Annotated in this window: 24 protein-coding genes and 2 pseudogenes; 11 read left to right on the top strand and 15 right to left on the bottom strand. The window is 66.8% G+C overall.

Annotated elements, in window-relative coordinates:
* Positions 1–15: 15 nt before the first annotated feature.
* Positions 16–795: an aldo/keto reductase gene (locus KZI27_RS08575; RefSeq protein ID WP_222660595.1), complete on the bottom strand. Its 780-nt coding sequence runs from the start codon at positions 793–795 to the stop codon at positions 16–18.
* 147 nt (positions 796–942) lie between these two features.
* On the opposite strand from KZI27_RS08575, the gene KZI27_RS08570 reads away from it, so the two are divergent.
* The 4 genes from KZI27_RS08570 to KZI27_RS08555 all read left to right on the top strand — a co-directional run bounded on the left by KZI27_RS08570 (position 943) and on the right by KZI27_RS08555 (position 3,853).
* Entirely contained in the window at positions 943–1,722 is a 780-nt protein-coding gene (locus KZI27_RS08570) for an HNH endonuclease family protein (RefSeq protein ID WP_222660594.1), read from the top strand.
* A gap of 76 nt (positions 1,723–1,798) precedes the next feature.
* Positions 1,799–2,464: a GOLPH3/VPS74 family protein gene (locus KZI27_RS08565; protein ID WP_222660592.1), complete on the top strand. Its 666-nt coding sequence runs from the start codon at positions 1,799–1,801 to the stop codon at positions 2,462–2,464.
* A 143-nt stretch (positions 2,465–2,607) separates the two neighbouring features.
* Positions 2,608–3,411, top strand: coding sequence for an SDR family oxidoreductase (locus KZI27_RS08560; protein WP_222660590.1), 804 nt, complete (start codon positions 2,608–2,610; stop codon positions 3,409–3,411).
* A gap of 25 nt (positions 3,412–3,436) precedes the next feature.
* A complete protein-coding gene (locus tag KZI27_RS08555; protein WP_222660588.1) occupies positions 3,437–3,853 on the top strand; it encodes an SseB family protein in 417 nt (138 codons plus the stop codon).
* 126 nt (positions 3,854–3,979) lie between these two features.
* Here the strand turns inward: KZI27_RS08555 and KZI27_RS08550 are convergent, their stop codons facing one another.
* The 6 genes from KZI27_RS08550 to KZI27_RS08525 all read right to left on the bottom strand — a co-directional run bounded on the left by KZI27_RS08550 (position 3,980) and on the right by KZI27_RS08525 (position 10,187).
* A complete protein-coding gene (locus KZI27_RS08550) occupies positions 3,980–4,396 on the bottom strand; it encodes a hypothetical protein (RefSeq protein WP_222660586.1) in 417 nt (138 codons plus the stop codon).
* Positions 4,397–4,460: 64 nt separating this feature from the next.
* Positions 4,461–7,955 (bottom strand): TM0106 family RecB-like putative nuclease, encoded by a 3,495-nt coding sequence (locus KZI27_RS08545; protein WP_222660584.1) that lies wholly within the window; start codon positions 7,953–7,955, stop codon positions 4,461–4,463.
* 87 nt (positions 7,956–8,042) lie between these two features.
* Positions 8,043–8,543: a hypothetical protein gene (locus KZI27_RS08540; protein ID WP_222660583.1), complete on the bottom strand. Its 501-nt coding sequence runs from the start codon at positions 8,541–8,543 to the stop codon at positions 8,043–8,045.
* 50 nt (positions 8,544–8,593) lie between these two features.
* Positions 8,594–9,391, bottom strand: coding sequence for a hypothetical protein (locus KZI27_RS08535; protein WP_222660582.1), 798 nt, complete (start codon positions 9,389–9,391; stop codon positions 8,594–8,596).
* The gene (locus tag KZI27_RS08530) at positions 9,382–9,879 is read right to left on the bottom strand and encodes a hypothetical protein (protein ID WP_222660581.1); all 498 of its coding nucleotides are present in this window, start codon (positions 9,877–9,879) and stop codon (positions 9,382–9,384) included. The genes KZI27_RS08535 and KZI27_RS08530 overlap by 10 nt, the downstream gene beginning before the upstream one ends.
* Before the next feature lie 53 nt (positions 9,880–9,932).
* Positions 9,933–10,187 carry a DUF1653 domain-containing protein gene (locus KZI27_RS08525; RefSeq protein WP_261784186.1) on the bottom strand — a complete coding sequence of 85 codons (255 nt, stop codon included), beginning with the start codon at positions 10,185–10,187 and terminating at the stop codon, positions 9,933–9,935.
* Positions 10,188–10,234: 47 nt separating this feature from the next.
* Between KZI27_RS08525 and KZI27_RS08520 the strand changes: the two genes are divergently transcribed.
* From KZI27_RS08520 to KZI27_RS08510, 3 genes are all read left to right on the top strand, one after another.
* Positions 10,235–10,834: a TMEM175 family protein gene (locus tag KZI27_RS08520; RefSeq protein ID WP_222660580.1), complete on the top strand. Its 600-nt coding sequence runs from the start codon at positions 10,235–10,237 to the stop codon at positions 10,832–10,834.
* A 226-nt stretch (positions 10,835–11,060) separates the two neighbouring features.
* Complete coding sequence (locus KZI27_RS08515; protein ID WP_222660579.1) at positions 11,061–11,504, top strand: thioredoxin family protein; 444 nt, start codon at positions 11,061–11,063, stop codon at positions 11,502–11,504.
* Entirely contained in the window at positions 11,501–11,980 is a 480-nt protein-coding gene (locus KZI27_RS08510) for a DUF4395 domain-containing protein (protein WP_222660578.1), read from the top strand. Before KZI27_RS08515 ends, KZI27_RS08510 begins: the two co-directional genes overlap by 4 nt.
* A 181-nt stretch (positions 11,981–12,161) precedes the next feature.
* On the opposite strand, the gene KZI27_RS08505 is transcribed toward KZI27_RS08510, so the two are convergent.
* A complete protein-coding gene (locus KZI27_RS08505; RefSeq protein WP_222660577.1) occupies positions 12,162–13,103 on the bottom strand; it encodes an ADP-ribosylglycohydrolase family protein in 942 nt (313 codons plus the stop codon).
* A 91-nt stretch (positions 13,104–13,194) separates the two neighbouring features.
* Between KZI27_RS08505 and KZI27_RS08500 the strand changes: the two genes are divergently transcribed.
* From KZI27_RS08500 to KZI27_RS20445, 4 genes and pseudogenes are all read left to right on the top strand, one after another.
* A complete protein-coding gene (locus KZI27_RS08500; RefSeq protein WP_222660576.1) occupies positions 13,195–13,839 on the top strand; it encodes an NUDIX hydrolase in 645 nt (214 codons plus the stop codon).
* Positions 13,840–14,072: 233 nt separating this feature from the next.
* Entirely contained in the window at positions 14,073–14,987 is a 915-nt protein-coding gene (locus KZI27_RS08495; RefSeq protein ID WP_222660575.1) for a MurR/RpiR family transcriptional regulator, read from the top strand.
* An 8-nt stretch (positions 14,988–14,995) separates the two neighbouring features.
* Positions 14,996–15,913 (top strand): N-acetylmuramic acid 6-phosphate etherase, encoded by a 918-nt coding sequence (murQ, locus tag KZI27_RS08490; RefSeq protein ID WP_222660574.1) that lies wholly within the window; start codon positions 14,996–14,998, stop codon positions 15,911–15,913.
* Positions 15,885–16,661 (top strand): annotated as a pseudogene (locus KZI27_RS20445) (PTS transporter subunit EIIB); the annotation flags it as partial. The gene murQ and the pseudogene KZI27_RS20445, both read left to right, overlap by 29 nt.
* 30 nt (positions 16,662–16,691) lie before the next feature.
* Here KZI27_RS20445 and KZI27_RS20440 read toward each other — a convergent pair.
* The 7 genes and pseudogenes from KZI27_RS20440 to KZI27_RS20220 all read right to left on the bottom strand — a co-directional run.
* Positions 16,692–16,793, bottom strand: a pseudogene (locus tag KZI27_RS20440) (hypothetical protein); the annotation flags it as partial.
* 131 nt (positions 16,794–16,924) lie between these two features.
* Entirely contained in the window at positions 16,925–17,650 is a 726-nt protein-coding gene (locus KZI27_RS08485; protein WP_222660573.1) for a M48 family metallopeptidase, read from the bottom strand.
* The gene (locus tag KZI27_RS08480; RefSeq protein WP_222660572.1) at positions 17,637–20,723 is read right to left on the bottom strand and encodes a type I restriction endonuclease subunit R; all 3,087 of its coding nucleotides are present in this window, start codon (positions 20,721–20,723) and stop codon (positions 17,637–17,639) included. Before KZI27_RS08480 ends, KZI27_RS08485 begins: the two co-directional genes overlap by 14 nt.
* Entirely contained in the window at positions 20,723–21,448 is a 726-nt protein-coding gene (locus KZI27_RS08475) for a TIGR02391 family protein (RefSeq protein WP_222660571.1), read from the bottom strand. Before KZI27_RS08475 ends, KZI27_RS08480 begins: the two co-directional genes overlap by 1 nt.
* The gene (locus KZI27_RS08470; protein WP_222660570.1) at positions 21,445–22,668 is read right to left on the bottom strand and encodes a restriction endonuclease subunit S; all 1,224 of its coding nucleotides are present in this window, start codon (positions 22,666–22,668) and stop codon (positions 21,445–21,447) included. Before KZI27_RS08470 ends, KZI27_RS08475 begins: the two co-directional genes overlap by 4 nt.
* Complete coding sequence (locus KZI27_RS08465) at positions 22,665–24,761, bottom strand: N-6 DNA methylase (RefSeq protein ID WP_261784184.1); 2,097 nt, start codon at positions 24,759–24,761, stop codon at positions 22,665–22,667. The genes KZI27_RS08470 and KZI27_RS08465 overlap by 4 nt, the downstream gene beginning before the upstream one ends.
* The gene (locus tag KZI27_RS20220) at positions 24,709–25,113 is read right to left on the bottom strand and encodes a type I restriction-modification system subunit M N-terminal domain-containing protein (RefSeq protein WP_261784226.1); all 405 of its coding nucleotides are present in this window, start codon (positions 25,111–25,113) and stop codon (positions 24,709–24,711) included. The genes KZI27_RS08465 and KZI27_RS20220 overlap by 53 nt, the downstream gene beginning before the upstream one ends.
* Between the last annotated feature and the right edge of the window lie 281 nt (positions 25,114–25,394).

Raw genomic sequence — 25,394 nt, 5'->3', positions numbered from 1 at the left:
GCGCGGGTGCGGGCGTCAGCGTGCGAGCGCGTCGATCGCCGTGACCTCGTCCGCCGAGAGCTCGATGCGGGCCCCGGCGGCGTTCGACCGGATGCGCTCCGGGTTCGACGACTTCGGGATGACGACGAAGCCGTGCGCAACGTGCCACGCGACGATGACCTGGGCGCTGTCGGCGTCGTGTGCGGTCGCGATGTCGAGCAGCGTCGGGTCCTGCAGGTTGCTCGCCTTGAAGGGGCTGTAGCCCTCGAGGACGACCCCGCGTTCGGCGAGACCATCCGCGATCGTCCGGTCGTACTCGACCGGGCTCCACTTGATCTGGTTCACAGCGGGAGTCGTCCCGGTCGCTGTCACGAGCTCGTCGATCTGGTCGAGCGAGTAGTTGCTCACACCCACGGCTCGGGTCAGCCCGTCGGACTGGGCCTGCACGACCTGCTCCCACACGTCGGGACGGGCTGCACCGTTCGGCGGCCAGTGCACGAGCCAGAGGTCCAGGTGGTCGAGGCCCAGCTGGTCGAGGCTCTCCTCGATCGTCTCGCGCACGCGGTCGGCGTTGTCCGGCGGCAGCTTCGTCGTCACGAACACGTCTTCGCGGGCGAGGCCGGACGCGGCGAGGGCTTTCCCGACGCCGCGCTGGTTGCTGTAGCCCGTGGCGGTGTCGATGTGGCGGTACCCGGCCGCCAGCGCTTCGCCGACGGCGGCGGGCGCCTCGCCGTCGGGGATCTGCCAGGTGCCGAAGCCCAGGAGCGGCATCGACCCACCGGTGACGGACACGGACGGATTCGCGTAATCGGTCATGCGGACCTGTCTACGCCGTGGTCGTGCGTCGGTTCGGAGCGTGGCGGTCCACGGCCATGTCCGAGGTCTCCGCCATGATCGTCGAGGCCACCCGGCCCGCACCACAGCACCACAGCACCACCGCACCACCAGGAGTTCCACGCACCCATGACGTCCCGCCGACGCCGCCGTACCCGCATCAGCCTCACCTCCGTCCTCGTCGTCCTGGCCCTCGCGGTCGGTGGCTACGCGCTCGACGCCACCGGCGTCCTCGGACCGGATGCCGACGCGGCCGCCGGTCCCACGGCAGTCGCCACGGCCACCGTCGGCACGGACAGCGGCGCACCGGAGCCGAGCCGCGCCTCCAGTCCGACCGTCAGCTCGTCGACCGACACCGACGCTGCGGACGCCCGCGCGCTCCTCGCCACGCTGCCCGTCAAGGGCAAGGCCGCCGGCACCGGGTACGACCGCACCGGTGAGTTCGGCAGCGCGTGGATCGACGTCGACCACAACGGCTGCGACACCCGGAACGACGTGCTCGCGCGCGATCTCAGCCGCATCGTCCGCCAGGGTCCGTGCAAGGTGGTGACCGGCACGCTCGTGTCGCCGTACACCGGGGCGACGATCGACTTCGTGCGCGGGAACACGACCTCGACCCTCGTGCAGATCGACCACGTCGTCGCGCTCGAGAACGCCTGGCGCACCGGCGCGCAGCAGCTGAGCCAGTCGGAGCGGGAGGCCCTGGCGAACGACCCGTCGAACCTGTTCGCCGTCGACGGCCGGTCGAACTCCCAGAAGCGCTCGGGTGACGCCGCGACCTGGCTGCCCGCGAACACGGCCTTCCGCTGCACCTACATCGAGCACCAGGTCACGGTGAAGGCGAAGTACCGCCTGTGGGTGGCTCCGGCAGAGCGGGCCGCGATGGTTCGGGTGCTGGACGCCTGCTGACGTCGGGCGGGCTGGCGCCGCTGGGTGTCGGCCTGGAGGCCCGGCGCACCTCCGCCCCGCGTGGCAGGCTGCGGACATGGCTGAGCAACTCACGGTCCCGCAGGCGTTTGCGCTCCTCCAGATCGAACCCGATGGCCGGAAGTCCCTCGACGGGCAGACGTTGGACACCGGTCTCGCGGGAGCGGTCCTCGCCGACCTGGCGCTCCGCGGTGCGGTCTCGCTGCAGAACGGCCTGGTCACCGTCGTCGACGGCGCTGCCACTGGCGACCCGGTACTCGACGGCGTCGTCGGCTCGATCGCGGCGGCCGGTACACCGCGCAAGGCGAAGTGGTGGGTGAGCCGGCTCGGCAAGCAGCGGCTCCGCGACGACGTCTTCGCCGGACTCGTCGAGCGAGGGATCATCAGCGTCGAGCAGGGCAAGGTGCTCGGGCTCTTCCCCACCACGAAGCACCCGGAGCGCGACGGAGCCCCGGAGGCACTGCTGCGATCCGGCATCGCGGACGTCCTGGCTCGGCGCGCGGGCCCGACGCCGTTCTCCGCCGCGGTCGTCGGGCTGCTCGACGCGACGAACACGCTGCGCAAGCAGTTCGGCGCCGCCGACAAGGACCTGGTGAAGGAGATCACCTCGGGCACCTGGGCGAGCCCCGCGGTGAAGGCAGTTCTCGAGGAGATCCAAGCCGCGGCGATGATCGCCATCATGGCGGCGACCACCGCGACGACGACCACGATCGTCACGAGCTGAAGCCGGTGGCGCGATGGGCCCTGGTCGCTATGTAAAACAACAGGTGTAGTCTAGACGTCTCGATGCAGATGCATCGATCGGACTCGCTGCCCCACTGCGGACCCCGAGCCCTTCACCGTCGAAGACCTCAGGAGGCCTCCCCCATGCCCGGAACCAACGCCGTCACGTCCCGCTTCGCCGACCGCGTCGTCCTCATCACCGGCGGCGGCTCCGGCCTCGGCCGCGCCACCGCCGTCCGCCTGGCCGCCGAGGGCGCCGCACTCTCCCTCGTCGACGTCTCCGAGCAGGGACTCGACGTCACGAAGGCCGCCGTGCTCGAGGCCACCCCGGATGCACAGGTCCTGACGACCGTCGCCGACGTCTCCGACGAGGCCCAGGTCGACGCCTACGTCACAGCCACCACCGAGCGCTTCGGCCGCATCGACGGCTTCTTCAACAACGCCGGCATCGAGGGCAAGCAGAACCCCACGGAGTCCTTCACCGCCGCCGAGTTCGACAAGGTCGTTTCGATCAACCTGCGTGGCGTGTTCCTCGGCCTCGAGAAGGTGCTCAAGGTCATGCGTGAGCAGGGCTCCGGCATGGTCGTGAACACCGCGAGCGTCGGCGGCATCCGCGGCATCGGCAACCAGTCCGGGTACGCCGCCGCCAAGCACGGCGTCGTCGGCCTGACCCGCAACTCCGCCGTCGAGTACGGCCGCTACGGCATCCGCATCAACGCCATCGCCCCCGGCGCCATCTGGACCCCCATGGTCGAGAACTCGATGAAGCAGCTCGACGCGGAGAACCCCCGCAAGGCCGCCGAGGAGTTCATCCAGGTCAACCCGACGAAGCGCTACGGCGAGGCCCCCGAGATCGCTGCCGTCGTCGCGTTCCTGCTGTCCGACGACGCGTCCTACGTCAACGCGACGGTCGTCCCCATCGACGGCGGGCAGTCGGCCGCGTACTGAGTCGCTCCGTGACAGCATGGCTGGCGTGAGCACCAATGAGACCAACGGATCAGCCTTCGGCCGAGGCGTCGACAAGGCCCCGCCGACCGCGGCCGCCGAACTCCGCCGCCGGATGGCAGCCTCGCCAGCGGGCTTCCTGCGGAGTGCGGCGTGGGTCCCCTGGAAGCCGGCGGGCGGTCCGGAGGCCGGCAGTGTCGCTCACGTCATGATCCGTGACAAGCCGTTCGTGCCCGTCTTCACCGACCCGGACGAACTCGCCGCCGGCCTGCCCGACGCCGAGGGCCGTCCGGTTCCGATGTCCGAGCTCGTGTCCGCGCTGCCCGAGGAGTTCGGGATCGTGGTCGACCCGACGAGCGCTGCCGAAGCGAACTTCCTGCACGCCGATGTCCTCGCCGAGATGCGGGCGCAGATGCAGAGCGGCGTCCCGACCAACGACGAGTGACCCGCTCCGTCTGACCGCCCGCTCCGTCTGACCGCCCGCTCCGGGGCGAGTGCGAGGCATTTCCGCTGGGTGACGGTTCTGGTTCGCGATCCTCGGGGTTCGTGAACCGAAACCGTCAAGCGGGCGTCAGGAACCCGACGCCGCCCCCATCACCGCAAGCGTCAGTGCGATCGCGATCGCTACCGCCGCAGCCGTCCCGAGCGCGACGAGCCACCCGAGCGGCCGCTTCCGACGGACCTTCGCCGCGAGCACTCCGCCCGCCGTGCACACGAAGACCACGACGATCGCCTCGACCACTGCGGTCTGCATGCCCATGGACCGGTTGCACACGCGCGTCGAGGACTCCCAGTCACACCCGTACTGCGACATCGTCCCGAGGACCCAGCCGAACAGCACCGCGAAGCCGCTGAGCATCGCGATGACCACGAACAGGGCGACGGTGACGACGAGGTCAACCGTCCGAGCCACGTTCGGCTTCGGTGCCGCGACCGTGTCCGGCGCTGGTCCCCCGGCCGGCAGTGATCCTTGCGATCCTGCAGACATCGCCCCCCGCTCCCCTGGCCCCCTCGGCCGTCTGCAGCCTAGAGGACTCGGCGCGTCGCCTCGGTCAGCGAGCCGGGTCGACGAGCTCGATGAAGCGGGACAGCAGGGACAGCCCCGCGATCGACGGCGGCAGCCCCGTGGTGAGCGCCGGCGAGTGCACGAGGTAGGCCGCCCACTTCGCCCGCGAGATCGCGACGTTCAACCGGTTCGGCATGAGCAGGAAGTCGAGGCCGCGCGGGATGTCGGCCGCACTCGATGCCGCCAGGGACACGATCGACACCACGGCCTCGCGGCCCTGGAACAGGTCGACCGTGCCGACCTGGGTGCCGGTGAAGCCCGCGCGGTCGAGCTCCTGCCGGATCAGGGCGCCCTGTGCGTTGTACGGCGCGACGACGATGACGTCCTCGTCGGTCAGGGAGCGGGTCTCGGAACCGTCGGTCCACGTGCGGCCGACGACGTCGACGACGAGTGCGACGACCCGTGCGGCCTCTTCAGCAGAGGACGTCGTGTTGCCCCCGTGCACGACCGGCACGGGGTGCACCCCGGCATCGATGCCGTCGAGGTGCCGACCGGAGACCATCGACGCCAGCTGCCCGTCGTAGGACAACGCCGACACGGACTCGGTCAGCGCCGGCTCCATGCGCCGGGTGCGGGCCAGGAAGTAGCCGAACTCCGGTGGCAAGACGTGCTCGCCGTCCGCGAGCCAGCCGAGCGCGGACTCGTCGACGGGCTCCGGGTGCGAGCCCTGGGACACCTGCGGGAGCTGCTGCGGGTCGCCGAGCAGCAGGAGTCGGGTCGCGGCGATCGAGGACGCGATGGTCGGGGCGAGGGAGAACTGCCCGGCCTCGTCGACGACGAGCAGGTCGAGGGACCGGCGCTCGATCGTCGACGCGTTCGCGAACGTCCACGCGGTCCCGCCGACCACGCCACCGGTGCCGGACACCTCGCACGATGACAGGAACGCGGCGACGGCGGCACCGTTCTTCAGGGGCGTCCACGCGGCGGCGTCGAGCTCGTCCTCGGTCGCACCGGACTTCGGCACCTTCACGACCCGGTCCGCGGGGACGCCGGCGTTCACGACCGACGACAGGAAGTTCTCCGACGTCGCGTGGGACTGCCCGACGACGCCGACGCGCCAGCCGTACTCGCGGACGAGCCGTGCGACGACGTTCGAGCCGACGTAGGTCTTGCCGGTGCCGGGAGGCCCCTGGATCGCCAGGTACGAGTGGTCGAGGCCGAGCAGCGTCGACACCACGGCGGACACCGTGTCGTCGCCCTGCACGGGCACGATGGCACCGCGCGGCGGCACCCGGCGCAGCAGGTCGAAGGCCGGGTCCGCCACCATCGAGGGCAGCTCGTCGAGGACCTGCTGCCCCCACTCGGCGATCGCCTCGGGCTGCGGCTTCGCCCGGGGCGGAGCCGACGGTGCGAGCGCGACCGGGAACTCGTGGTGCGGCTCCGCTCCGACGGGCAGTCCCTCCTTCACGAGCACCTCGACGGCATCGCCGTCGTCCCACACGTCCACGATCACGGCGCGGGACGACGCGCCCTTCGACCCGGGGCCCGGAGACACGACCGACGGCGGGAGTGGGTCGTCGTAGACGAGGTGGGGCGTGCCTCCCGGCCGGAGCCGCGAACCGGGCGCGAGCGTCCCCGACAACCGGAGTTCTCGCGACTGCGAGCGGGCACGCGGCAGCGTGTCCCAGTCCCGCTCGACGGACGCACGCTCCACGACGAGCACGTCGCGGGTGTCGGCCCAGTCGTCGACCGGGTTGCGCAGGCGGTCGAAGTGGTCCTGCCAGAAGGTCTTCGCCTCGCGCCGGTGGTATTCGATCGCGGCTGCGGCGAGCGCCAATGCGGTCTCGTCGGGCGTGCGGTCGAGGGCGTCGACACCCTCCAGGTGCGACGCGAGCGCGACGTACACCGGGTTCGGCTCTCGCTCGACGGGGATCGGCGGGAGCTCGAGTTCGAGCGCGGGGTCGGCTGCGTCCGGGTCGTCGGTGCGCAGCGATCGGAGCCAATCGCGCAGGCGCAGGGTCGAGCGGCAGTCGTAGGCGTTGTAGTCGGCGACCTCGTCGAGCATGTGCTGGCCGGCGGCGGGGTCGCCGTTCCGGAGCTCCTCGATGGCGTCGACGTAGGCGGTGATGCTGTCGGCGGCGTTCGTGACGTCGCTCTCGCGCAGGTCGTCGCCCATGTACAGCGGCTCGAGCTTCTTGATCGAGTAGCTGTGGCTGCCGACGATCAGGGCCTTGCGGACGATCGGGTACAGGTCGACCAGGACGCCGGCACGCAGCAGGTCGTCGACGGCCTCTTCACCGACGCCGTGCCGCGCGGCGAGCGACAGCAGGTGCGTCCGCTCGTAGGCCGCGTAGTGGTAGATGTGCATGCCCGGGTACTGCTGCCGCCGGGCCTCGATGAACGCGAGGAACTGCTCCAGCGCAACTCGCTCGTCGCGGATCGTGTGCGCCCAGAAGGCGGTGAACTCCGCGCGGTCGTCGACCAGGCCGAACAGGTAGTCGAGGCCCCAGTGCACGCCGTCCTCGGTGTGCAGCGGGTCGCCCTCGAAGTCGAAGAAGACGTCGCCCGGGTCTGGTGCCGGGATCGCGTCGAGCGCGCGGGCATCGAGGACCTCGAAGCGCGGCTTCGCGGGCTGGTCCGGCCCGTCGGCGCCGTTCCGTCGGGCGGTCTCCGTCTCGATCTGGAGGCTCGCCTGACGCACCAGCCGATCCTGCGTCGCGCGGGACAAGCCCGGCACTGCCCGGGTGCGGACCGCCAGGTCGTCGATCGTCCGCACCTCGTGCTTGATGAGCTTCGCCCGCTGATCCAGACGCATGCCCGCGACGAGGACGAGGTCGCGGTGCTCGGCCACCTGGGTCGAGCAGACGTCGCAGCGGCCGCACGACGAGTAGCGCGGGTCACCCCACTGCAGCGGCTCGTCGGCGGCGATGCGCTCGGCGATCACCCGCTGCAGTTCGGCGCGCTGCGTGCGGTACACCGGCGCGATGTCGGCGAGGCCGTGCGTGGTCGTCGTGCGGTCGCCGAGCACCAGGTGCACCTGCTGCCCGGTCGGGATGCCGTGTGCCTGCATCTGCTCGGCATAGGCGGCGAGCTGCAGCAGGGCGCTGATCTTGGCGTGCCGGGCGAGCTTGGTGTCGTAGACCTCGTACTCGCCCTGGTCGTTGCGGATGATGAAGTCCGCGAACCCGATGAAGCCCGGGGTCTCCGTCGAGGGTGCCGCGTGGAACGTCGGTTGGTACAGGACGTCTGCGCCGTCGGCGAAGGCCTGTCGCGCTTCGGCTGCGGCGTGTGCGTAGTCCGGCGGGGCGGGGCGGTCGAACTCGACGACGTCGCGGGTCTGCTTGAGGATGTCGAGGTAGTCGAGTTCGTGCTGGTCCCCCAGCCGGGCGGTGCGCTCGAGCATGTCGTCGTGTGCTTCGGGCAGGGGTTCCCCGCGACCGAGCTTGACGTCGAGCCGGCGCAGGAACGCCCACTCGCAGGCCGACCACGTGCTGAGGTCGCTCGGGCTGAGCAGCACGTGCCCGTCGACGCCGATCTGCATGCGTTCCCCCGTCTCTCTGGTGCCCTGCGAGCCTAGGGCCGCCCGCCGACACCGGCGCCGCGCGCGGTCAGACGGCGGCGGCCGGCGTCAGCGCACCTCCGCGGAGTCCCAAAGGCGGCGCGCCAGCCGACCGGCCTCAAGGACGGCAGGCCAAGCGACCACGGCGAGCAGACAGCCGTCCGTGACGGCGCGCGTCAGCGGAACGAGCAGCAACGGTACCTGCGTCCAACTCGCGAGCGTCCAGCAGCCCGCGGCGATCCCGATGATGCACCCGAGACGCCGCAGTGCCGTGGAACCGGCCCGACGGGCGATCACCACGCCGATGGCGAGCGCGAGGACCGGCCCAAGCATGTGCGCAACCGACACCGACCAGTACACGGCCTCTGGTTCCACATCGACAGCCATGCGACCAACCACCTGAACAGCCAGGGCACCGAGCGTCCAGCACACGATCCGGTCTCCACGCCAGCTGAGCACGCCCCCGATCAGCAGCAGCACGATGCTCGCACCCGCCACCACGGCGGACGAGCCAGCCATCGGACTCGCGAAGAAGATGCGGGTGAAGTCATCGGCCGCCTGGATCGTCACTCCGAGAGCCCCCAGCGCCCCGGCGCTTCGTCCGATCGACTCAACGCGCATCAGTCCCGCGCTCCAGACCGGAGCAGGTCGTCGTGCCGTGACATGGCTGTCAGACACACCTGTTTCCACGCGGGGCCGCGCTCGGACAGCATCGATGGCCATCGCGCCTCGTCGTCCTCCGCACGGAGGAGCGCGAGATCACGCTGGTCCAACGACGCTCGCACGGCTTCGCCGACGCCAGAGAACGCCCGGTCGTAGTACGCACCGTCCGTCTCCGTTACCCGCTCACCGCGGATCGCGCGGACGGCCTCGTCGAACGTGTACTGGGAGCAGTTGGTCAGGAACTCCTGCTGCGCCGTCGGGGCAGGGGCGGATGTCGACGACGACCGCACCTCGGGATCCTCGCGAGGCGGGTCGACCTGGGAGATCAGATCGCGCGGTCCGACGACGAACCAGTTCACGCCGCGCCGGGCTCCGCGTCCGTCCACGAGAGCGTCAGCCCAGGACGGGAGGATTTGGTCGACGGACCGGCTACTGCCGTACACACGAACGGAGACCGTGTCGGCCGCGTCCACGCAGTCGTAGCCACGCATCGAGTCCCAGAACGTCAAGTCGTCCTGGTAGTCGTCCCGGTCCTCACAGGGGAGCCCCGCAATGAGCACATCGGCAAGACGCTGCTGCGAAACGGTCTCGATGATCCGGGCGCTTTCCGTCGCCGGGCGAACGGTTGTGGTGGTCCGGGGCGTTCGGGTCGTCGTCGGGTCGGGAGCGCCGCACCCGGTCGCGGCGACCGCGACGGCGCAAGCGCCCACCCATATGAGCGAGCGCCTGCGCCGACGTGTCGCGATCAGCCCCACTGCACGCCCGCGACGCCCGAAGCAGTCATTCCCCGGATCTGCTTCGATGCCGCAACGTTGCCCCAGTTGATGACCACGCCACGGCGACCGGTCCCGCATCCCGACGCGGTCCACGTCGTCTGCGCACGAGCGTTGAAGCCCTTGCTCCACACGCAGACCCCGACCCGGCCTTGGTCGCGGTACCAGCTGTACGTGACCTTCGTCTTCGTGCTCGACCCGATGATGCTGCACCCCGACACGGACGTGAGCATCTTCGGGATCGCCGTGAACGCGCGGTCATGGCAGGGATTCTTCCGGCTGATCGAGTTCCCGTCCTCGTCGACCCGGGTCGCGTTCGCGGGGTCGAAGGTCGGGTCGACCACCACGTTGTCGGGAACGGCCGACGATGGGTCAGGTTCGGCCGCGACCGCCGGGCCAGCTGCCAGCAACGGTGAGACCACCGCGGCGACCGCGGCGACGACCAGCATTTGCTTCATGGTGTGCTGCACTGCACACCCCCCTCTCAGTCAGACAACCGCCCTGGTTGCCGCTGCAAGGTATATCAATGTGGTGACTGAAATGACAAATCCGGCTCGTCCGCGCTCGGTACCGGCACGAACCGCGGCCCGTCGTACCCGTCGCGGGTCACGTGCGCCGTGAAGTCAGCGAGCGTGCGAACCCAGTGCCCCCGCTCGCCGTACAGCGCCTGGTAGACGACGACCGGTTCCTCGGTCTCGACGTCACGGGCAACGAGCTGCACCTCGTAGTCGTTGCCCTTGAAGTGGCGGTACCGGCCAGGAGTCACGTCGTCGCTCACACCCGCGATGCTAGGGCCGGGTGGCAGAGCGCTCCTACACTCGGGCCATGACCGAGCACGCTCGAACGGACCGCGGCCTCGACCGACTCGTCAACTTCTCGGACGCCACCGTCGCCATCGCGATCACGCTCCTGATCCTGCCGCTGGTCGACATCGCCAGTGACCTGCGCGACGGCAAGGGCGCAGGCGACCTGCTCAGAGCGCACTGGCCCGCCCTGCTCGAGTTCCTCATCACGTTCTGGTTGATCTCGAGGTTCTGGATCCTCCACCACCAGGTGTTCGAGCACGTCCGCTCCTACAACGCCCGGGTCATGCAGCTGAACTTCGTGTGGCTCATCAGCATCGTGTTCCTGCCCTTCGCCGCGAACCTGCTCAACAGCGGCGAGAACGACGACCGCGTGGCGCACGCCCTCTACCTCGGCAGCATGGTCGTGACGAGCTTGGCCCTCACCGGCATCGAACTCGTGCTCCGACGGAACCCAGAGTTGCTCGCCACACCGCTGGGCGACTCGGCGCGAGGGCTCATCGCTGCCGGCCTGCTGTCGCTCGCCCTGATCCTGTCGGTGGTGTTCCCGAACATCGGTCTGCTCTGGGCCTTGCTCCTCGTGCTGCAAGGCACGGTTGCCCGGCTGCTCCGCCGCGTCTGAGCACGGTACGGGCGGCGCGTGGCCGTCGTCGTCAGGGGCGTACGGACGTTCGTCGAGCGGCGCCGGGGGCCGGGCCGGGCCCTTGAACAGTATGCCTGTTCACGGGGACGGAGACCGGCGAGCGGAGCTCTGAACGCGAGCCCCGCCGACCCCGCCGCGCTCCTCCGAGACCGTCACGTTGGGTCACGTTCGCCTGCGTCGCACCGGAACGACGTACCGTCACGGCATGACCGTCATCGTGGCCGTCGCCGTCCTGGTGGGAGTCCTCGCACTCGCCACCGTGATCGGCCTGCTCCTGCGCGCAAGCACTGGCCGCGCGCGGAACACGGAAGCCAGTACCGACAGCAGCGTCGCCGACATCGCGCCGTCGACCGCCTTCGGCACCCGCGCCACCCTCGTCCAGTTCTCCACGCCGACCTGCGCGCGCTGCCCCGCGACGGCCCGCCAGCTCGACAGCCTCGCAGCGCAGTACGCCGGCGTGACTCGGCTCGAGATCGACCTGACCGAGCACCCGCACCTCGCCACCCGCTTCAACGTCCTGCAGACACCCACGGTCCTGCTCGTCGACGGTTCCCACGCCGTCCGCACCCGCTTCGGAGGGCCACCCCGCCCACCGGAACTCGCCGCAGCCCTCGACACCGTCCTCACCGGCCCACAGGAGTCCCGATGACCAGCACCCCCGACACCGCCCGCGGCATCGACCCGCGCTCCCCACGCTTCGGCGCCGCCGTCACGACGGTGCTCCTCGCCGCGACGATCGTCCTCACGCTGATCCCCGCCACGTGGGTCGTCGGCATCGTCCTGCTCGCCGTCATCGTGGCGCTCTTCGCAGTCGGGGGCATCGCCGGCATCCGCCGCCACCCCTACGGCGCGCTCTTCCGTCGCTTCGTCCGCCCACGCCTCGCCCCGCCCGCCGAACTCGAGGCTCCGGAACCCCCGACCTTCGCCCAGCAGGTCGGCCTGTTCGTCACCGCGGTCGCGCTGCTCCTCGCCCTGCTCGGCGTGCCCTACGCGGCCCCCATCGGCGCCGCCGTCGCTCTGGTCGCCGCGTTCCTCAACGCCGTCTTCGACGTCTGCATCGGCTGCCTGCTCTACGTGTGGCTGGTCCGTGCGGGCGTCTTCCGTCCGCGACGCGGCATCGCCTGACGGCGGTCGACCGGGAGGCCCAGCCCGCTTCCGCCCCGCCGCCCGCGCCGTCGGTCTGGTTCCGTCCGCCGCCCGGCGAACAACCGGAATCACCTCGCGCCGCGCGATTCCGCGGTTCAAGGTGACTCCGGTTGTGCGGCGGCGGAGGCTCCCCCCACGGCAGCCTCCGACGCCGGGTCGGTCAGATGGCGAGCGCCTGCTCACTGAGCGCGACGAGGTCGTCCGCGCGCAGGTTCGGCCAGCCGTGCAGCAGTTCGCGCCACTGGGCCGGCAACGACGACGCCCCGTACAGCGCACCGGCAAGGCCACCGGCGATCGCGGCGACGGTGTCGGTGTCGTTGCCGGTGCGCACTGCACGGACCAGGGCGTCCTCGAGCGAGGAGCTCAGCTTGACCGCGGCGTAGGCGGCCTGCAGCGCGGACACCACCCACCCGTTCGACTCCGTGAAGTCGACGGGGTCCGAGTGCTCGGCCGTGACTATGCGGTCCACCCACAGTCGGCGCCGGTCGAGGTCAAGCAGGTCGATCCCACGCAGGACGTCGAGTTCGCCGTTCAGCACCGCGTGCCGGATCGCCACGCACCAGAGCACGCACGCGTCCCCCGCGTCGGACTCGTAGTGCGTCAGGTCGCTGATCGCGCGAGCCGCCGAGGCGAGCCGCTCCTCTTCGCCGGCGTCACCGCGGAGGTAGGCGAGCACCAGCGGTGCGGTCCGCATGAGCGACCCGTTACCGGCGGAGCGGCCCTTGAACTCGTGCTCCTGTCGGGCCGCAGCCCGCGCGACGGAGGCGATCCGCGCCTCCAGACCGGTCAACACGTTGCGCGTCTGGATGCCGACGTCGGGCGCGTTGACCGACCACGCTGCCCAGGCGGCCACCAGGCCGTCGAGAGCTGGCTCCGACGCTGGGTCGCCGCCGCGGGCGACCGTGCGGAGGATCGGAACGGCCATGCTCGTGTCGTCGGTCCACTCCCCCGGCGCCCAGCCGAAGGAGCCGCCGCCGGTCATCGTGATCGGGGTCGGCTCGGGCACTGCTGGTCGGAACTCGTACCCGGCGCCGAGGGCATCGCCGGCGGCGGAACCGAGGACGGCACCGACTGCTCGGTCGTGGATCTGCGGGGTGGTCATGTGGACCTCCGGATCGGGTTTGCGCGGAACTGCGTAAAACTGAGACTGCACCGTCCGCCGCGTTTACGCAAGTGTGCGTAAACTCACGACCATGACCGACGAGTACCGCGACGCGAGCGGCCGACGACTGACGGACTACCCGCGACCGTCCGTCGCCGTGGACACCGCCGTGCTGACCGTCCCCGTGGGCAGTCCACTGTCCGTCGTGCAAGTGCGCGATGCCACTGAGTGCGACTGGCGACTCCCCGGGACGTTCGTGCACGAGGGCGAGCGGCTGGCGGACGCGGTGTTGCGGTCGCTCTCCACGAAGGCGGGCGTGACGGGGCTCGCACCGCAGCAGCTCCACGTGTTCGACGACCCGGCGCGCGATGATCGCGGATGGGTGCTGTCGGTGGCGCACCTCGACGTGGTGCCGGCTCATGCTCTGGACGTGGACGAGTCCCAGGTGCGACTCGCGCCGGTGATCGAGGCGCGCGGGATGGTGCACGGACACGACGACATCCTCGAGTTCGCGGTCGCTCGGCTCCGGTCCGTCCACAGCGATGCTCCGGATCCGCACGGGCTGCTCGACGAGCCGTTCACGATGTCGGAGTTGCGGCAGCTGCACGAGGCAGTTCTCGGCGAGCGCCTGCTGCCGGACTCGTTCCGTCGAGCGATGCTGCCGAAGCTGGTCGCGACGGACACGAAGCGGGCGGACGGGCCGGGGAAGCCTGCGACGCGGTACCGGCGGGGATGACGGAGCCGGCCGGTCGCCGGCCCCAGACCCGTCCGTCGGTTCGTCCGGCCGTCCGGCCGTCCGCACAACCAAAGCGCATCCGCGCCGCGCGATCCCGCGGCGCGAGCTGACTCCGGTTGTGCGAACCGGAACCGCACCGCGCCTCGCCGCCAGTCCCGGCACGCTCACCACCCGTAACACGGAATTTACTTTCACCGCTGGCGCTCGCGCACGAAAGACGCTTTCATAGCGGAATGACGATCACCGAGCGGTCAGAGCGGTCAGAGCGAGCCGACCGGGTCGAGCGCGCCGACGCCTTCGCCCTCGTCCGCACCCAGTCGGCCACGATGCCGTCGAGCATGCGCGCCATCGCCGACGCCGTCCTCGAGGACCCGGCAGCCGCAGCCACCACGAACGCCGCCGAACTCGCCGGCCGCGCGGGCGTCTCCCCCGCCACGGTCTCCCGCTTCGCCCAGCACCTCGGCTTCGCGAACTTCGCCGGCCTGCAGCGCAGCATGACCCGGGCCGTCGAACGCGGCATCCACGAGCGCGAGCACACCGAGATCCACGCAGGGGTCGCCGTCGACGACGACGTCGTCACCGTGATCGCGAAGGTCACCGAGGACGTCCGCGCCGTGATGGCCGATACCCGTGCCGCGCTCGACCCGCACGCGCTCGACGCAGCGGCCGCAGCCGTGAGCGAAGCCCGCCGCGTCGTCCTGTACGGCGTCGGCGCGAGCGGCATCGTCGCCCGTGACCTCCACCTCAAGCTCGAACGCATCGGCATCGTGAGCTCGATCGCCGACGACCCGCACAACGCCCTGACCCTCGCGAGCGTCATCGGCGAGCACGACGTCCTGGTGCTCGTCAGCCACTCGGGCTCCACCACCGAGACGCTCGAGGTCGCCCACGCCGCCGCAGCCCAGCGGTCGACGATCGTCGCGATCACCGGCCACGCCAACGCCCCGCTCGCCACCGCGGCCCACCACGTCCTGCTCGGCGTCGCCGGTGCCGAGAGCGCCCTCCGCCCCGCAGCCATGGGCAGCCGCATGAGCCAACTCGCCATCGTCGACGCCCTCTTCATCGTCGTCGCGCAGCGCACCGACGAGCGGTCCCAGCCGCTCCTCGCCCGCAGCCGTGACGCCGTCCGCACCCACCACCGGAACTGAGCACCACCATGACCCACACCCACGACGCCCTCCGCGACGAACTCGCCGCCCTCACCACCGAGGCGACCGACCACTCGCTGGACGACATCGACACGATCTCCACGCTGGAAGCTGCCCAGCGCATGAACGCCGGCGACCGCAGCGTGCCTGCGGCACTGGAGCCGTGCCTCCCGGCCATCGCCCTGGCGGCAGACTCGATCGCCGCAGCGTTCGCGCGCGGCGGCCGACTCGTCTACGTCGGCGCCGGCACGCCGGGCCGACTCGGCGTCCTCGACGCCAGCGAGTGCCCGCCCACCTTCGGCACCGACCCGAGCCAGGTGGTGGGGCTCATCGCCGGCGGCGACGTCGCCCTGACCACCGCCGTCGAGGGCGCGGAGGACGACGAAGCAGCGGCCGTCCGCGACCTCGACGCGCTCGGCCTGACGGCCGACGACGTGGTCGTCGGGATCAGCGCGTCCGGCAGGACGCCCTACGTGATCGCAGCCATCCTGGAGGCCCGGCGCCGCTCCGCCCTGTCGGTCTCCGTCGCGTGCAACCCCGACTCGGCCGCGGGGCGGGAGGCGGACATCGCCATCGACGTCGTCGTCGGCCCCGAGTTCATCGCCGGCTCGACCCGCCTGAAGGCGGGCACCGCGCAGAAGCTCGTGCTCAACATGCTCACCACGCTCGCGATGGTGCGCAGCCACAAGACCTACGGCAACCGCATGGTCGACGTGCGGGCCACGAACGCGAAGCTCGTCGCGCGGGCGTTCTCGCTCGTGCAGGACGTCACCGGCGCTTCCGACTCGATCGTTTCGTCTGCGTTGTCCGAAGCCGACGGCGAGGTGAAGACCGCCATCGCCGTCATCCTCACCGGCGCATCTGCTCCTGACGCCCGTGAGCGCCTCGTCGCTGCCGATGGTTCCCTGCGCGCCGTCATCTCCTGACCCGTTCTGCCTTTCCTCCGTTCGTTTCCTTTCCCCCGAGGAGCACCCCATGCCCGATGCACAGCAACTCGCCCAGCAGATCCTCGACTCCGTCGGTGGCTCCGCGAACATCGCCGACGTCGAGAACTGCATGACCCGGCTCCGGGTCGAGGTTTCGTCTCCCGCGTCGGTCGACCTGCCTGCGCTGCAGGCCACCGACGGCGTCATGGCCGCCATCGCCGCCGGCTCCAACTTGCAGATCGTGCTCGGCCCGGGTCTCGTCGATCGTGTGGCCGACGACTTGGAGGCCCTGCGCGCGGCCGCCCCGGCGGCTGCGGCTGGCGGATCTGGTGCGTCGCCCGAGGAGCTCGCCGCTCGCGGCGCGTCGATCAAGGCCTCCGCGCGGTCTCGCTCCGATGGCCGCACCATGCGCGCGATCCGGAAGATCTCCGCGATCTTCATCCCGCTCATCCCCGCGCTGATCGCCTGCGGGCTCATCGCCGGGATCAACGGCATCCTGACGAACCTCGGGTGGGTGCCCGGGGTGACGCCGTTCCTCGGTGTGCTGTCCAGCGAGTTCCTGTCGCTGCTCGCCGTGTTCGTCGGGATGAACGCCGCGAAGGAGTTCGGCGGCACGCCCATCCTCGGCGGTGCGGTCGGCGGCATCATCGTCGCGGCCGGCGTCGCGAACGTCACCGTGTTCGGCGAGACCTTGGCGCCCGGGCAGGGCGGTGTGCTTGGTGGTCTGGCGGGTGGCATCCTCGCCGCCTATGTCGAACGGTTCAAGCGAGTGCTCGACCACGCGGTTTTCGTGATCGTCCGCAACGCGCCCCAAGATGCTGCTCTTGCCGACGCCGTAGCTACCGGAAAGCGCGATGTTCAGGACATCGTCCTTCTTCAAGTTCTCGGCGATGGCTTAGGCGTATCACGCGTGCTCGGACTCGATGAACTCCGGCGTGAGCGCGGTGAGATCCCACCCTGCAGATCCGGGTTTCTCGTATGTTGCGCCTTCGGGCGCTTGAGCGCGCTCGGTCATACTTCCCAGTCCTCCTCCGCGAGCGGCGCCCCGTTCAGTTCGTCGCGACGCAGCCGCCAGTCAGGAAGGTTGCGGTCCATGAGCGTCGAGAATCGCCCTCCGTGGCTTCCCTCAAAGTAGTGAGTGAGCTCGTGCACCACGATGTACTCGAGACAATCGGGGTGCTTCTTCGCGAGCTCCAGGTTGAACCAGACACTGTGCGTATCGCGGTTGCACGAGCCCCATTTCGTCTTCATCTTGCGGATAGTCCACTTGGGGACCGTCACTCCGAGCCGATGCTCCCACTTGCTCACCAGGTCGGGAACCACAGCTCCGAGCTGCTCGCGGTACCACCGCTCGAGATATCTGCGGCGTTGGTCGGCGGAGGTTTCTACCGCGACGTAGAGCGCAAGTCTGTCCCCGTCGACCTCAACGTTCGCGCGCCCCGGTCGCTCGACAACTTTGAGCCGCTTGCGCACTCCCCACACATAGTGGGATTCACCGGTCACCATCTCGCGGGTTGTCTGCCTGGCAGCATCCTGAAGCTCTATCCTCTGACGACGAATCCACGCAAGACGCTGAACAATGGCGAGCCGGATCTGATCGTCATCGACGCGAAGCGGCGCCGCAATACGGACACGTCCAGCTGGCGGGTAGACCCCGATATGTAGGTGTTTGATGTCTTTGCGAACGACTTCGATATCGAGCCCGCGGACGGTGAGGTACGCGCTAGCGATACTCATCACGAGACCTCACGAGATCGAACAGCGTTTCCACCCGCTCATCACCCGCGGGCAGAAGCCGTGCGATCGCTCGCTTCACTTGCTTCTGCTTAATCGGGTTATCGATCCAACCGTGCTGCTTCACGTTACGGATCGCAGAGTCGATTGCGAATGCGAGGTCAGCATCATCATCGAGCGTGTCCATAAGTGCCGTCTGCCCTCCGTGCTTAGCCCATGATGGATAGGTCTTGCCGGTGTCCTTGGTTCCCAGCTGCTGCGCGGCCTGCAGGATCTTGGCCAGATACTGCTCGTAGTCGAGCGCCTGCTTGCGGCGCTCCTCGAGGATTGCGTCGAGAAGTTCACTCATCCGGTCGTAGAACTTCGGGTTAAGCGCATGCTCGTCGATGATCACCTTGCGCATGTTGTTGATGATGACCTCGGCGACCGCATCCTTGCTCTGCTTGACACCGGGGGGGAGCTTGTCGAGCGCGTTCGGACCGAGCTTGACGAAGAGATCGATGAGACCGGTGTCCTCGAAATCCGACACAACCTGCGAGGCACCAGCCTTGATGTACGTGTCGAGCAGGAACCGCATATCAGCTTCGTAGGCCTTGAAATTGACGTCCTCGCCGGCGGAGAGTTTCACCTCTGCCCGGACGTCGCTGTAGTGCGCGATCTCTTTCCTGATCTTCTCGACATCCGCTGGGCTATACCCGACCTCGGTCATGTCGTTCGCGAGGTTGGTAAATGCGCGGGTAACTGCTGAGACAGCCTTGTAGAGCTCAACTCGCTTCGGTTCGTTGGCCTTGATCTGGGCCGCGTTCCCTGCCTCGTTCGCGACGAAGTAGGCGCGGTACTGGTCTGTGCCCTTCGGTGGCAGCACCGGCTCGCACAGCGCACGGATGCGCTCAAGGGCATCCTCAAGGTCTTCCTGCGCCTTCTCGATTCGATCAGAGAGAAGTCCTTCGATGTCCTGCTTCTCGTAGCCTTCAAGCGCGCCCGACGTGTAGTCATTGATCGCGCTTTCCAGGGAGTTGAAGAGGTCACGGTAGTCGACGATGTAGCCGTAATCCTTATCGTCGCCGTCAAGTCGGTTTACTCGGCAGATCGCCTGGAAGAGGCCATGATCCTGCATCTTCTTATCGATGTACAGATATGTCGCGCTCGGCGCGTCAAAGCCTGTTAGCAGCTTATCCACCACGATAAGAAGCCGCATCTGTCCTGGTTCTTCGACGAATTGCTTCTTGACTGCGGTTTCGAACTCCTCGACGCGGCCCATCGCAGCGTCCTCGGACTCATCGAAGTAGTCCGCGAGCATGCGACGGTACGTGTCGTACTGCGCGAACTTTTCTGTCTTGCCAGCCCCTGAGTCTTCTTTGGAGATCTCTGAGATATTGGGCTGGTAGCTCGTGACGATTGCGCACTTACCCTTGAACCCGGCAGCGACGAACAGGTCATAGAACTTGCACGCCTGGTAGATGCTCGCCCCAACGAGCATGGCATTGCCACGACGATCCATCAGCCGTGGCTTGGTGTCCATGTCCAAGAGGATGTCGGCCACGATTTGCTCGGCGCGAGACTTGCTGGATACCACCTTTTGCATGGTGCCCCAGCGCTTTTTGAGTTCGGCGCGAGAGAGATCCGTCATGCCCTTGGTCTTGGCCTCGAACCACTTATCAACATGGGCCGGCGACGTCAGAGCCTGATCGATGTCTCGGGCTTCGTAACGTAGGTCGAGCACGACGCCGTCGTTGACAGCCTCATTGAACTTGTAGGTGTGGATGAACGAGCCGAAGGTCTCGATGCTGGTCGCCTTGTCCGCTTTCAGGAGCGGGGTGCCGGTAAATCCGATGAACATTGCGTCCGGCAGAAGCTGCTTCATGGCGCGGTGCATTCGGCCAGATTGCGTGCGGTGGGCTTCGTCGACAAACACAAAGATGTTGCCCTTGGCGCGGAAGTCTTTCGGGAGCGAAGCGCTCAGCTCCGCGATGTAGTCATCCGCGTCGGCATCACCGTTGTCGCCGCTATTGCGGAACTTGTGCACGAGCGACCCGATGAGCCATTCCTCGGACGTGTTGAGCGTACTGATGAGGTCGGCGCCGCTCTTCGTCCGATAAATCGACTCGTTGACACCCTTGAAGACATTGTCGATCTGCTCGTCCAGCTCGGTGCGATCCGTAATGATCAGTACACGCGGATCGGTCCCGACCTGCGATTCGCGGATCCACTTCGCCAGCCAGACCATGGTCAGGCTCTTGCCCGACCCCTGGGTGTGCCAGATGATGCCACCCTCGCGCCGAGCAATGCGCTGCTGCGCAGCTCTGACACCGAAGTACTGATTGTGACGCGGGCCCTTCTTGACTCCTTTGTCGAAGACGACGAAGTCGTGAATCAGTTCGAGGAAGCGGTCCTGCGCGCACATTTGCAATAGCGCGCGGTCAAGCGGAGAGTCGACGTCGGAGTCTTCTTTCCATTCCAGCCAGTACCTCTCCGGCGTATCGATCACGCCGTAGCGAAGTCCCTCAGCATCGTTGCCCGCGAAGAGGTACTGCACCGTCGAGAAAAACGGGCGAATGAAATCCTTGCTTTGGTTGCCGATGGACTGGCGGATACCTTCAGTTAGCGAGACCTTCGATCGCTTGAGCTCGATCACCCCGAGCGCCAGCCCGTTCACGTAGAGCACGATGTCCGGGCGCTTCGTGTGCTGACCGAGGACGGTCACTTCCTCCGCAACGGCGAAGTGGTTGGCGGACGGCGTCTGCCAGTCAATGAACCAGACAGTCTGCGTCGACTCCCCCACCGCTGCCTTGACCTTCACGCCGTAGCGCAACAGCTGATAGACGTCACGGTTCGCCTCGTAAAGGTTGTGACCAACGCCAACCGCCGCGGCTTTCTGGAGCTGGTCCAGAGCGCGAGTGATGAGCGTCTCGTCGTAGTTGCGAGCGCGTAGATTCTGCGTCAGGACATCGACTTCGATCCCAGTGGCGCGGTTTCCGTCGTGCCAATCCCCGAAATAGTCGTAGTCCAACCGCTCGGTGAACAGCTTCACGACGCGGTCCTGCGTCTTCTTCTCGATCTGTCCTACTGCGCTCATTACACTCCCCCTGCGTGCTTAACTAACGAATCATCGACCCACCGCGCGAGCACGCTCAGGGCTACTAGGTACTCGAGCGCGACCTGTTCGGTGAGCTCTTGATCCGCCTCATGCGAGAGCGGGTTCCGGATCCCAGCAAACACACCCTCAGCAAAGGCCATCGCCCCGCGCTGTGCGGATCGATACGTGTCGCTATCCTCGGGCGGAATCCGTCGCAGTCGCAACCTCCCCGGCTTCGCCTCATCGAGCGAGAAGGACTGCTTCAAGAGATCTGTTTCGCTCACTTCTTGGCGCCCGACCTTGTTTTGGGTCTCGGCGTTGAGCTTAGTTACGGCGTCGCGCACGGTCTGAACGACGTGGCCAGACTGCCAGAACGAACGAGCTCCGCTCCAGATCCATGGGTGGATGTCGGCAGCTGAGATTCGCGGCGCATCGTCCGCGAGCATCTCGTCGAGTTCCTGCGCCCGATCAATCTGTGCGAGACCTCTGCTTGCGGCTTGCCGGAGGCCCTGCCATCTCCGACCGCCTTCGATCACCTGCCCCCGCCGTTGCGGAGTCGCCCGATCGAGGTCTTGCGCGACGACCTGAGCTTGACGGGCGATGTCTTCCTCCCGTCCTCTGGCGAACGAGCCGAAGACGCCAGGAGAGGACGATACGACGCACTCAGTCATGTGGATGAAGGCCGTCAATTGTTCCGCGGCCCAAGAGTTGTTTAGGCCGCTCACGTTGTTACCTCCGCGGGGAGACGCACGCGACCGGTAAGGAGCTGCTGCATCATGCCCTGCTTGATAGCACGGGCTTTGTCAAGTCGAGAGTCGAGCGCTGAAAGTTCGCGATCCACTTCCTCGATGACGGCTGCGATTGCGTCCTGCTCATCGCGATCGGGAACTCTCATGCGCAAATCTGCGAGAGCTGAGCTGCTGATGTGGACAACAGCGTCCCCCTGCCCCTTACGGGCCTTTTGCGATGCAATCGATGGTGTATTCAGCAGAGACGCGAGAAATACCGGGTTGAAGCTTTCTCCGCGAAAAATCACGATGTCTCCGCCAGCGACCGCCTCTTCATCACCAACGTACGCCAGACTCATTCCAATCTCAGCCTTAGTTTCACCAGAGCCCGCGAACAGCACATCTCCCCGGCGGAGCGGAACAGCGGAGGCCGCCACATCGGATGCGACGAAGGAGCGTGTTCGATCCGTGTAGTCACCGAATGCCGTGTAAATCTCACCGTATCGAATGCAAGGCACCCCTATCGCTCGAACGTCATCGCGTTTGATGCCACGGCCTTTGAGGAATGAACCCAACGCCCCAAGTCGACTCGAAATCCACGCATCCGAAAATCCATGTAGCCGAGTACTTCCGCTAAGGAGCCGCTGCAACATGCCCTGTTTGATTGCTCGCTTCTTGGCGATAAGGCGTTCGAGAGCACTAATCAAATCATCAGCGTCGGTGAGCGTTGATGAAATCTGACGCTGCTCGGAGAGCTGGTTGGGCACAAGCAGCGGAATGGATCGAAGTTGTCCGCCATTCAAAGACGGCAGCGCCCCCACTGCGACAAGATCCGACATCCTGAATGCCGTCAGAAGGTGGTACGCGAAGCGAACGTCCAACTTGCTCTCATCCACGATGAAGGCAGCCATGTTATTGTCGATGCAACTATCTTGGGCAAGGATACGTTTCCGCTCTTGGAAGACGGCGGCACCGACCTTTGCAAACACGATCGCTCGCTTGGGCATGCGGACTGCGCCTAGCGCCTTGCGCCGGGCTTCGCTGATGTAGTTGTTCGCCCGCGTCATGAACTGCTCGTTGCCTTCACTGTTCATGTCGGAAACCTTGAAGAATGGTAGATCCCCGGATTTCTTGCCTTGATATCGCACAGGAAAGCCGCTGCCACCCCGGAAGGTCCCCAGCTCGCCTGCCGTCAGGACTTGGCTGACTGCGTTCATGATTCGATCCCCATAGCGGCAATGTGGCTCGCTACCCTAGCTTCGAGCCTCTTTAGCTGTGTATCGATTTCACCGATGGTCTCGGCATATCGTTCGCCGAGCTGATGGATACGAGCAACGAGAGCAAGCGTCAACGCATTGACCTCACTGTCGACCTTCGCCGCAATAGTGGCGTGCCACTTGTCGTCGAGAACGATTGACTTCGCATCCTCGTCAGTGAGCTCGCCGTACTTCTGAAGCGTCGCCTCGTCGAGTGCAGCCTGCACCTCCTTTGCCCCCTTCTTGGCCGCAACTTCGGCATTCACGAGGCCAAGTGCGGCATTGGCGCAGGCGAGAGTCTCGCAATCGCCGCTCGCGTTGGCTTCACGGATCACCGCGCTGACTAGCTGCTTGGTGTACACACCCTTGTCGTTGGTCGCCTCGGAGAGAAGTGCCTCTTCGACGCCGTGCTCCTCGGCGTGTCCTACCACTGCGACCGAGGCCGACTCGAGCTTTGCATTGAGCTCATCGACATGAGCCTGCTCGTCCGCGAGGTAGCGAGCCACGATCAGGTCGGGTGGGACGAGGTCCATCTTGAACTTCGTCTTGCTACGGCCGGCGCCGATCTCGAGGTCCGGATCCTCCGAAAGCTTTCGCTCTTTGTCCTCAATCGTCTTGCGCGGCTTGGCGGCAGTAGCCCAAGTCTCGCCGCTATCGAGTTCAGTCATGAGCAGGTACATGTCGTCGTGCATGACCCCGTTCCAGTAGCTCATGAGCTGCTGGTAGACGTCGTACTCGTCAAGCAGCGGCATGGTCTTGAACCGCTCAAGGAGCTCGTCGCCGAGGGTGCGAACGAGGTCGTTCGGCCTGGTGTTCGCGTCGATCGCAAGCAGTGCCGCGCGATGGGCCGCGAACCAGTCATCGACGACCTGCTCGACATCCGCACGCATGAACTCGAGACCGCCACGGTTGAGCGCGTAGTCTTGCACCTCGGAAAGGTCGACCCGGAGCTTTGAGTAGCCCTGCCGAAGCGGTTCAAACAGAGCGTCCTTCAGCGCGGGCAGCGCATCCCAGTAGTCCTGCAGTGCATCGATGTCGTGATTCGGGATGCCGCCGTGCAGGTGAGCTGAGAGGTCCTGGAGATCCTCGGGCTCCGAGCTATCGATGTAGCGCGGGATGTTGAGGTTGTAGGCGTTCTTCTCATCCGCAATCTCGCTCATCGGCACCTTGCGTGAGTAGCCATCTACCGGCAGCTGACGATTGAACGTGTCGACAATCTTGTGGATGTCCTGATCGCGAAGACGGTTCTTGTTGCCGTCTTTGATGAAGCCCTTGCTTGCGTCCACCATAAAGACGTCGGTGCGACTAACCGCGTTCTCCTTATCGAGAATCACGATGCATGCGGGGATGCCAGTGCCATAAAAAAGATTCGCTGGAAGCCCAATGACTCCCTTGATGAAGCCCCGCTTGAGGAGCTCGCGGCGGATGTTCCCCTCCGTGTTCCCACGGAACAGGACACCGTGCGGCAGGATGACCGCTGCTTTGCCTTCCGCTTTTAGCGACGTGAGTGCGTGCAGCAGAAAGGCGAAGTCTCCGTTCTTCTCCGGCGGCATGCCGTACTCGAAACGCCCATACTCAGTGTCCAGCCCGTTGGACCATGATTTCACTGAGAACGGTGGGTTCATGACGACATAGTCGAAGGTGCTCAGCCTGTTGCCGTTCGTGAGCTTAGGGCTCGTGATCGTGTCGCCCTTGTGAATCTCCGCGGTCTCGTTGCCGTGCAAGATCATGTTCATACGGGCGAGCGCCCAGGTCGCGTTGTCCTTCTCCTGGCCGTAGATCGTCATGCCGCGGGGCGCCTCAGCTGCGGCTTTCAGAAGCAGTGAACCGGACCCGCAGGCCGCGTCGTAGACAGTTTCGTCCTGCCTGGTCTGGCCGTTGATCCCTACGACCTTCGCCACTACGCGTGAGACCTCGGCGGGCGTGTAAAACTGACCTTTGCTCTTGCCGGACTCTGTAGCGAAGTGCCGCATCAAGAACTCATACGCATCACCGAGGAGGTCATCCCCCTCGGCTCTTGATCCGCCGAACTCGAGGTCTTTGAAGATCGTCAAGCTTGGAGAGGCGATCCTGCATCTCCTTGCCGTTGCCGAGCTTCTCAGCGTCGTTGAAGTCGGCCTGATCGATGACGTTGCGAAGGCCGTTCGCGGCGGCGAGCTTGCCGATGATCTTGTTGAAGCGATCACCGATCTCGACATCGCCCTTCGCGGCGAGCATGTCATCGAAGGATCCGCCTTCGGGGACATCGATCAGGCTGTCCGGATCAGACTTAGCCTTGTCGGTGACATACTTCATGAAGAGCAGCGTCAGCACGTAGTCCTTGTACTGACTGGCATCCATGCCGCCTCGGAGCTCGTTGGCTCCAGCCCAGAGCGAGCTGTACAGATCAGATTTCTTGAGAGCCACCGTCAAGCCACCACCCTCGCGGCCTCTACTGGCTTCTGTGTTCCGCTGCTGTACTGGATGCCCATTACGGTCTACGTCTCCTTGGCGCCATCGTGGCGCAGATTAATGCTGTCGAGTCATTCCGTCTCAAGGTATCGGCCGACTATGACATTCGAGCCGACGACACCTCGGGTGAGACTTCGTGTCGCGTTCCGGCCGGGGGGGGGGGGGGGGGGGGGGGGGGGGGGGGGGGGGGGGGGGGGGGGGGGGGGGGGGGGGGGGGGGGGGGAGCAGCTCGCCTT

This window comes from Curtobacterium sp. TC1 (assembly GCF_019844075.1).
Classification (GTDB): Bacteria; Actinomycetota; Actinomycetes; order Actinomycetales; family Microbacteriaceae; genus Curtobacterium.
The sequence above is the reverse complement of the archived record's forward strand: the minus strand, read 5'-3'. Positions and strand labels throughout refer to the sequence as shown.

Coding starts and splice junctions, on each gene's coding strand:
- KZI27_RS08575 (WP_222660595.1), bottom strand. CDS start 795: ATGACCGATTACGCGAATCCGTCCGTGTCCGTCACCGGTGGGTCGATG.
- KZI27_RS08570 (WP_222660594.1), top strand. CDS start 943: ATGACGTCCCGCCGACGCCGCCGTACCCGCATCAGCCTCACCTCCGTC.
- KZI27_RS08565 (WP_222660592.1), top strand. CDS start 1,799: ATGGCTGAGCAACTCACGGTCCCGCAGGCGTTTGCGCTCCTCCAGATC.
- KZI27_RS08560 (WP_222660590.1), top strand. CDS start 2,608: ATGCCCGGAACCAACGCCGTCACGTCCCGCTTCGCCGACCGCGTCGTC.
- KZI27_RS08550 (WP_222660586.1), bottom strand. CDS start 4,396: ATGTCTGCAGGATCGCAAGGATCACTGCCGGCCGGGGGACCAGCGCCG.
- KZI27_RS08545 (WP_222660584.1), bottom strand. CDS start 7,955: ATGCAGATCGGCGTCGACGGGCACGTGCTGCTCAGCCCGAGCGACCTC.
- KZI27_RS08520 (WP_222660580.1), top strand. CDS start 10,235: ATGACCGAGCACGCTCGAACGGACCGCGGCCTCGACCGACTCGTCAAC.
- KZI27_RS08515 (WP_222660579.1), top strand. CDS start 11,061: ATGACCGTCATCGTGGCCGTCGCCGTCCTGGTGGGAGTCCTCGCACTC.
- KZI27_RS08510 (WP_222660578.1), top strand. CDS start 11,501: ATGACCAGCACCCCCGACACCGCCCGCGGCATCGACCCGCGCTCCCCA.
- KZI27_RS08505 (WP_222660577.1), bottom strand. CDS start 13,103: ATGACCACCCCGCAGATCCACGACCGAGCAGTCGGTGCCGTCCTCGGT.
- KZI27_RS08500 (WP_222660576.1), top strand. CDS start 13,195: ATGACCGACGAGTACCGCGACGCGAGCGGCCGACGACTGACGGACTAC.
- KZI27_RS08495 (WP_222660575.1), top strand. CDS start 14,073: ATGACGATCACCGAGCGGTCAGAGCGGTCAGAGCGAGCCGACCGGGTC.
- murQ (WP_222660574.1), top strand. CDS start 14,996: ATGACCCACACCCACGACGCCCTCCGCGACGAACTCGCCGCCCTCACC.
- KZI27_RS08485 (WP_222660573.1), bottom strand. CDS start 17,650: ATGAGTATCGCTAGCGCGTACCTCACCGTCCGCGGGCTCGATATCGAA.
- KZI27_RS08480 (WP_222660572.1), bottom strand. CDS start 20,723: ATGAGCGCAGTAGGACAGATCGAGAAGAAGACGCAGGACCGCGTCGTG.
- KZI27_RS08470 (WP_222660570.1), bottom strand. CDS start 22,668: ATGAACGCAGTCAGCCAAGTCCTGACGGCAGGCGAGCTGGGGACCTTC.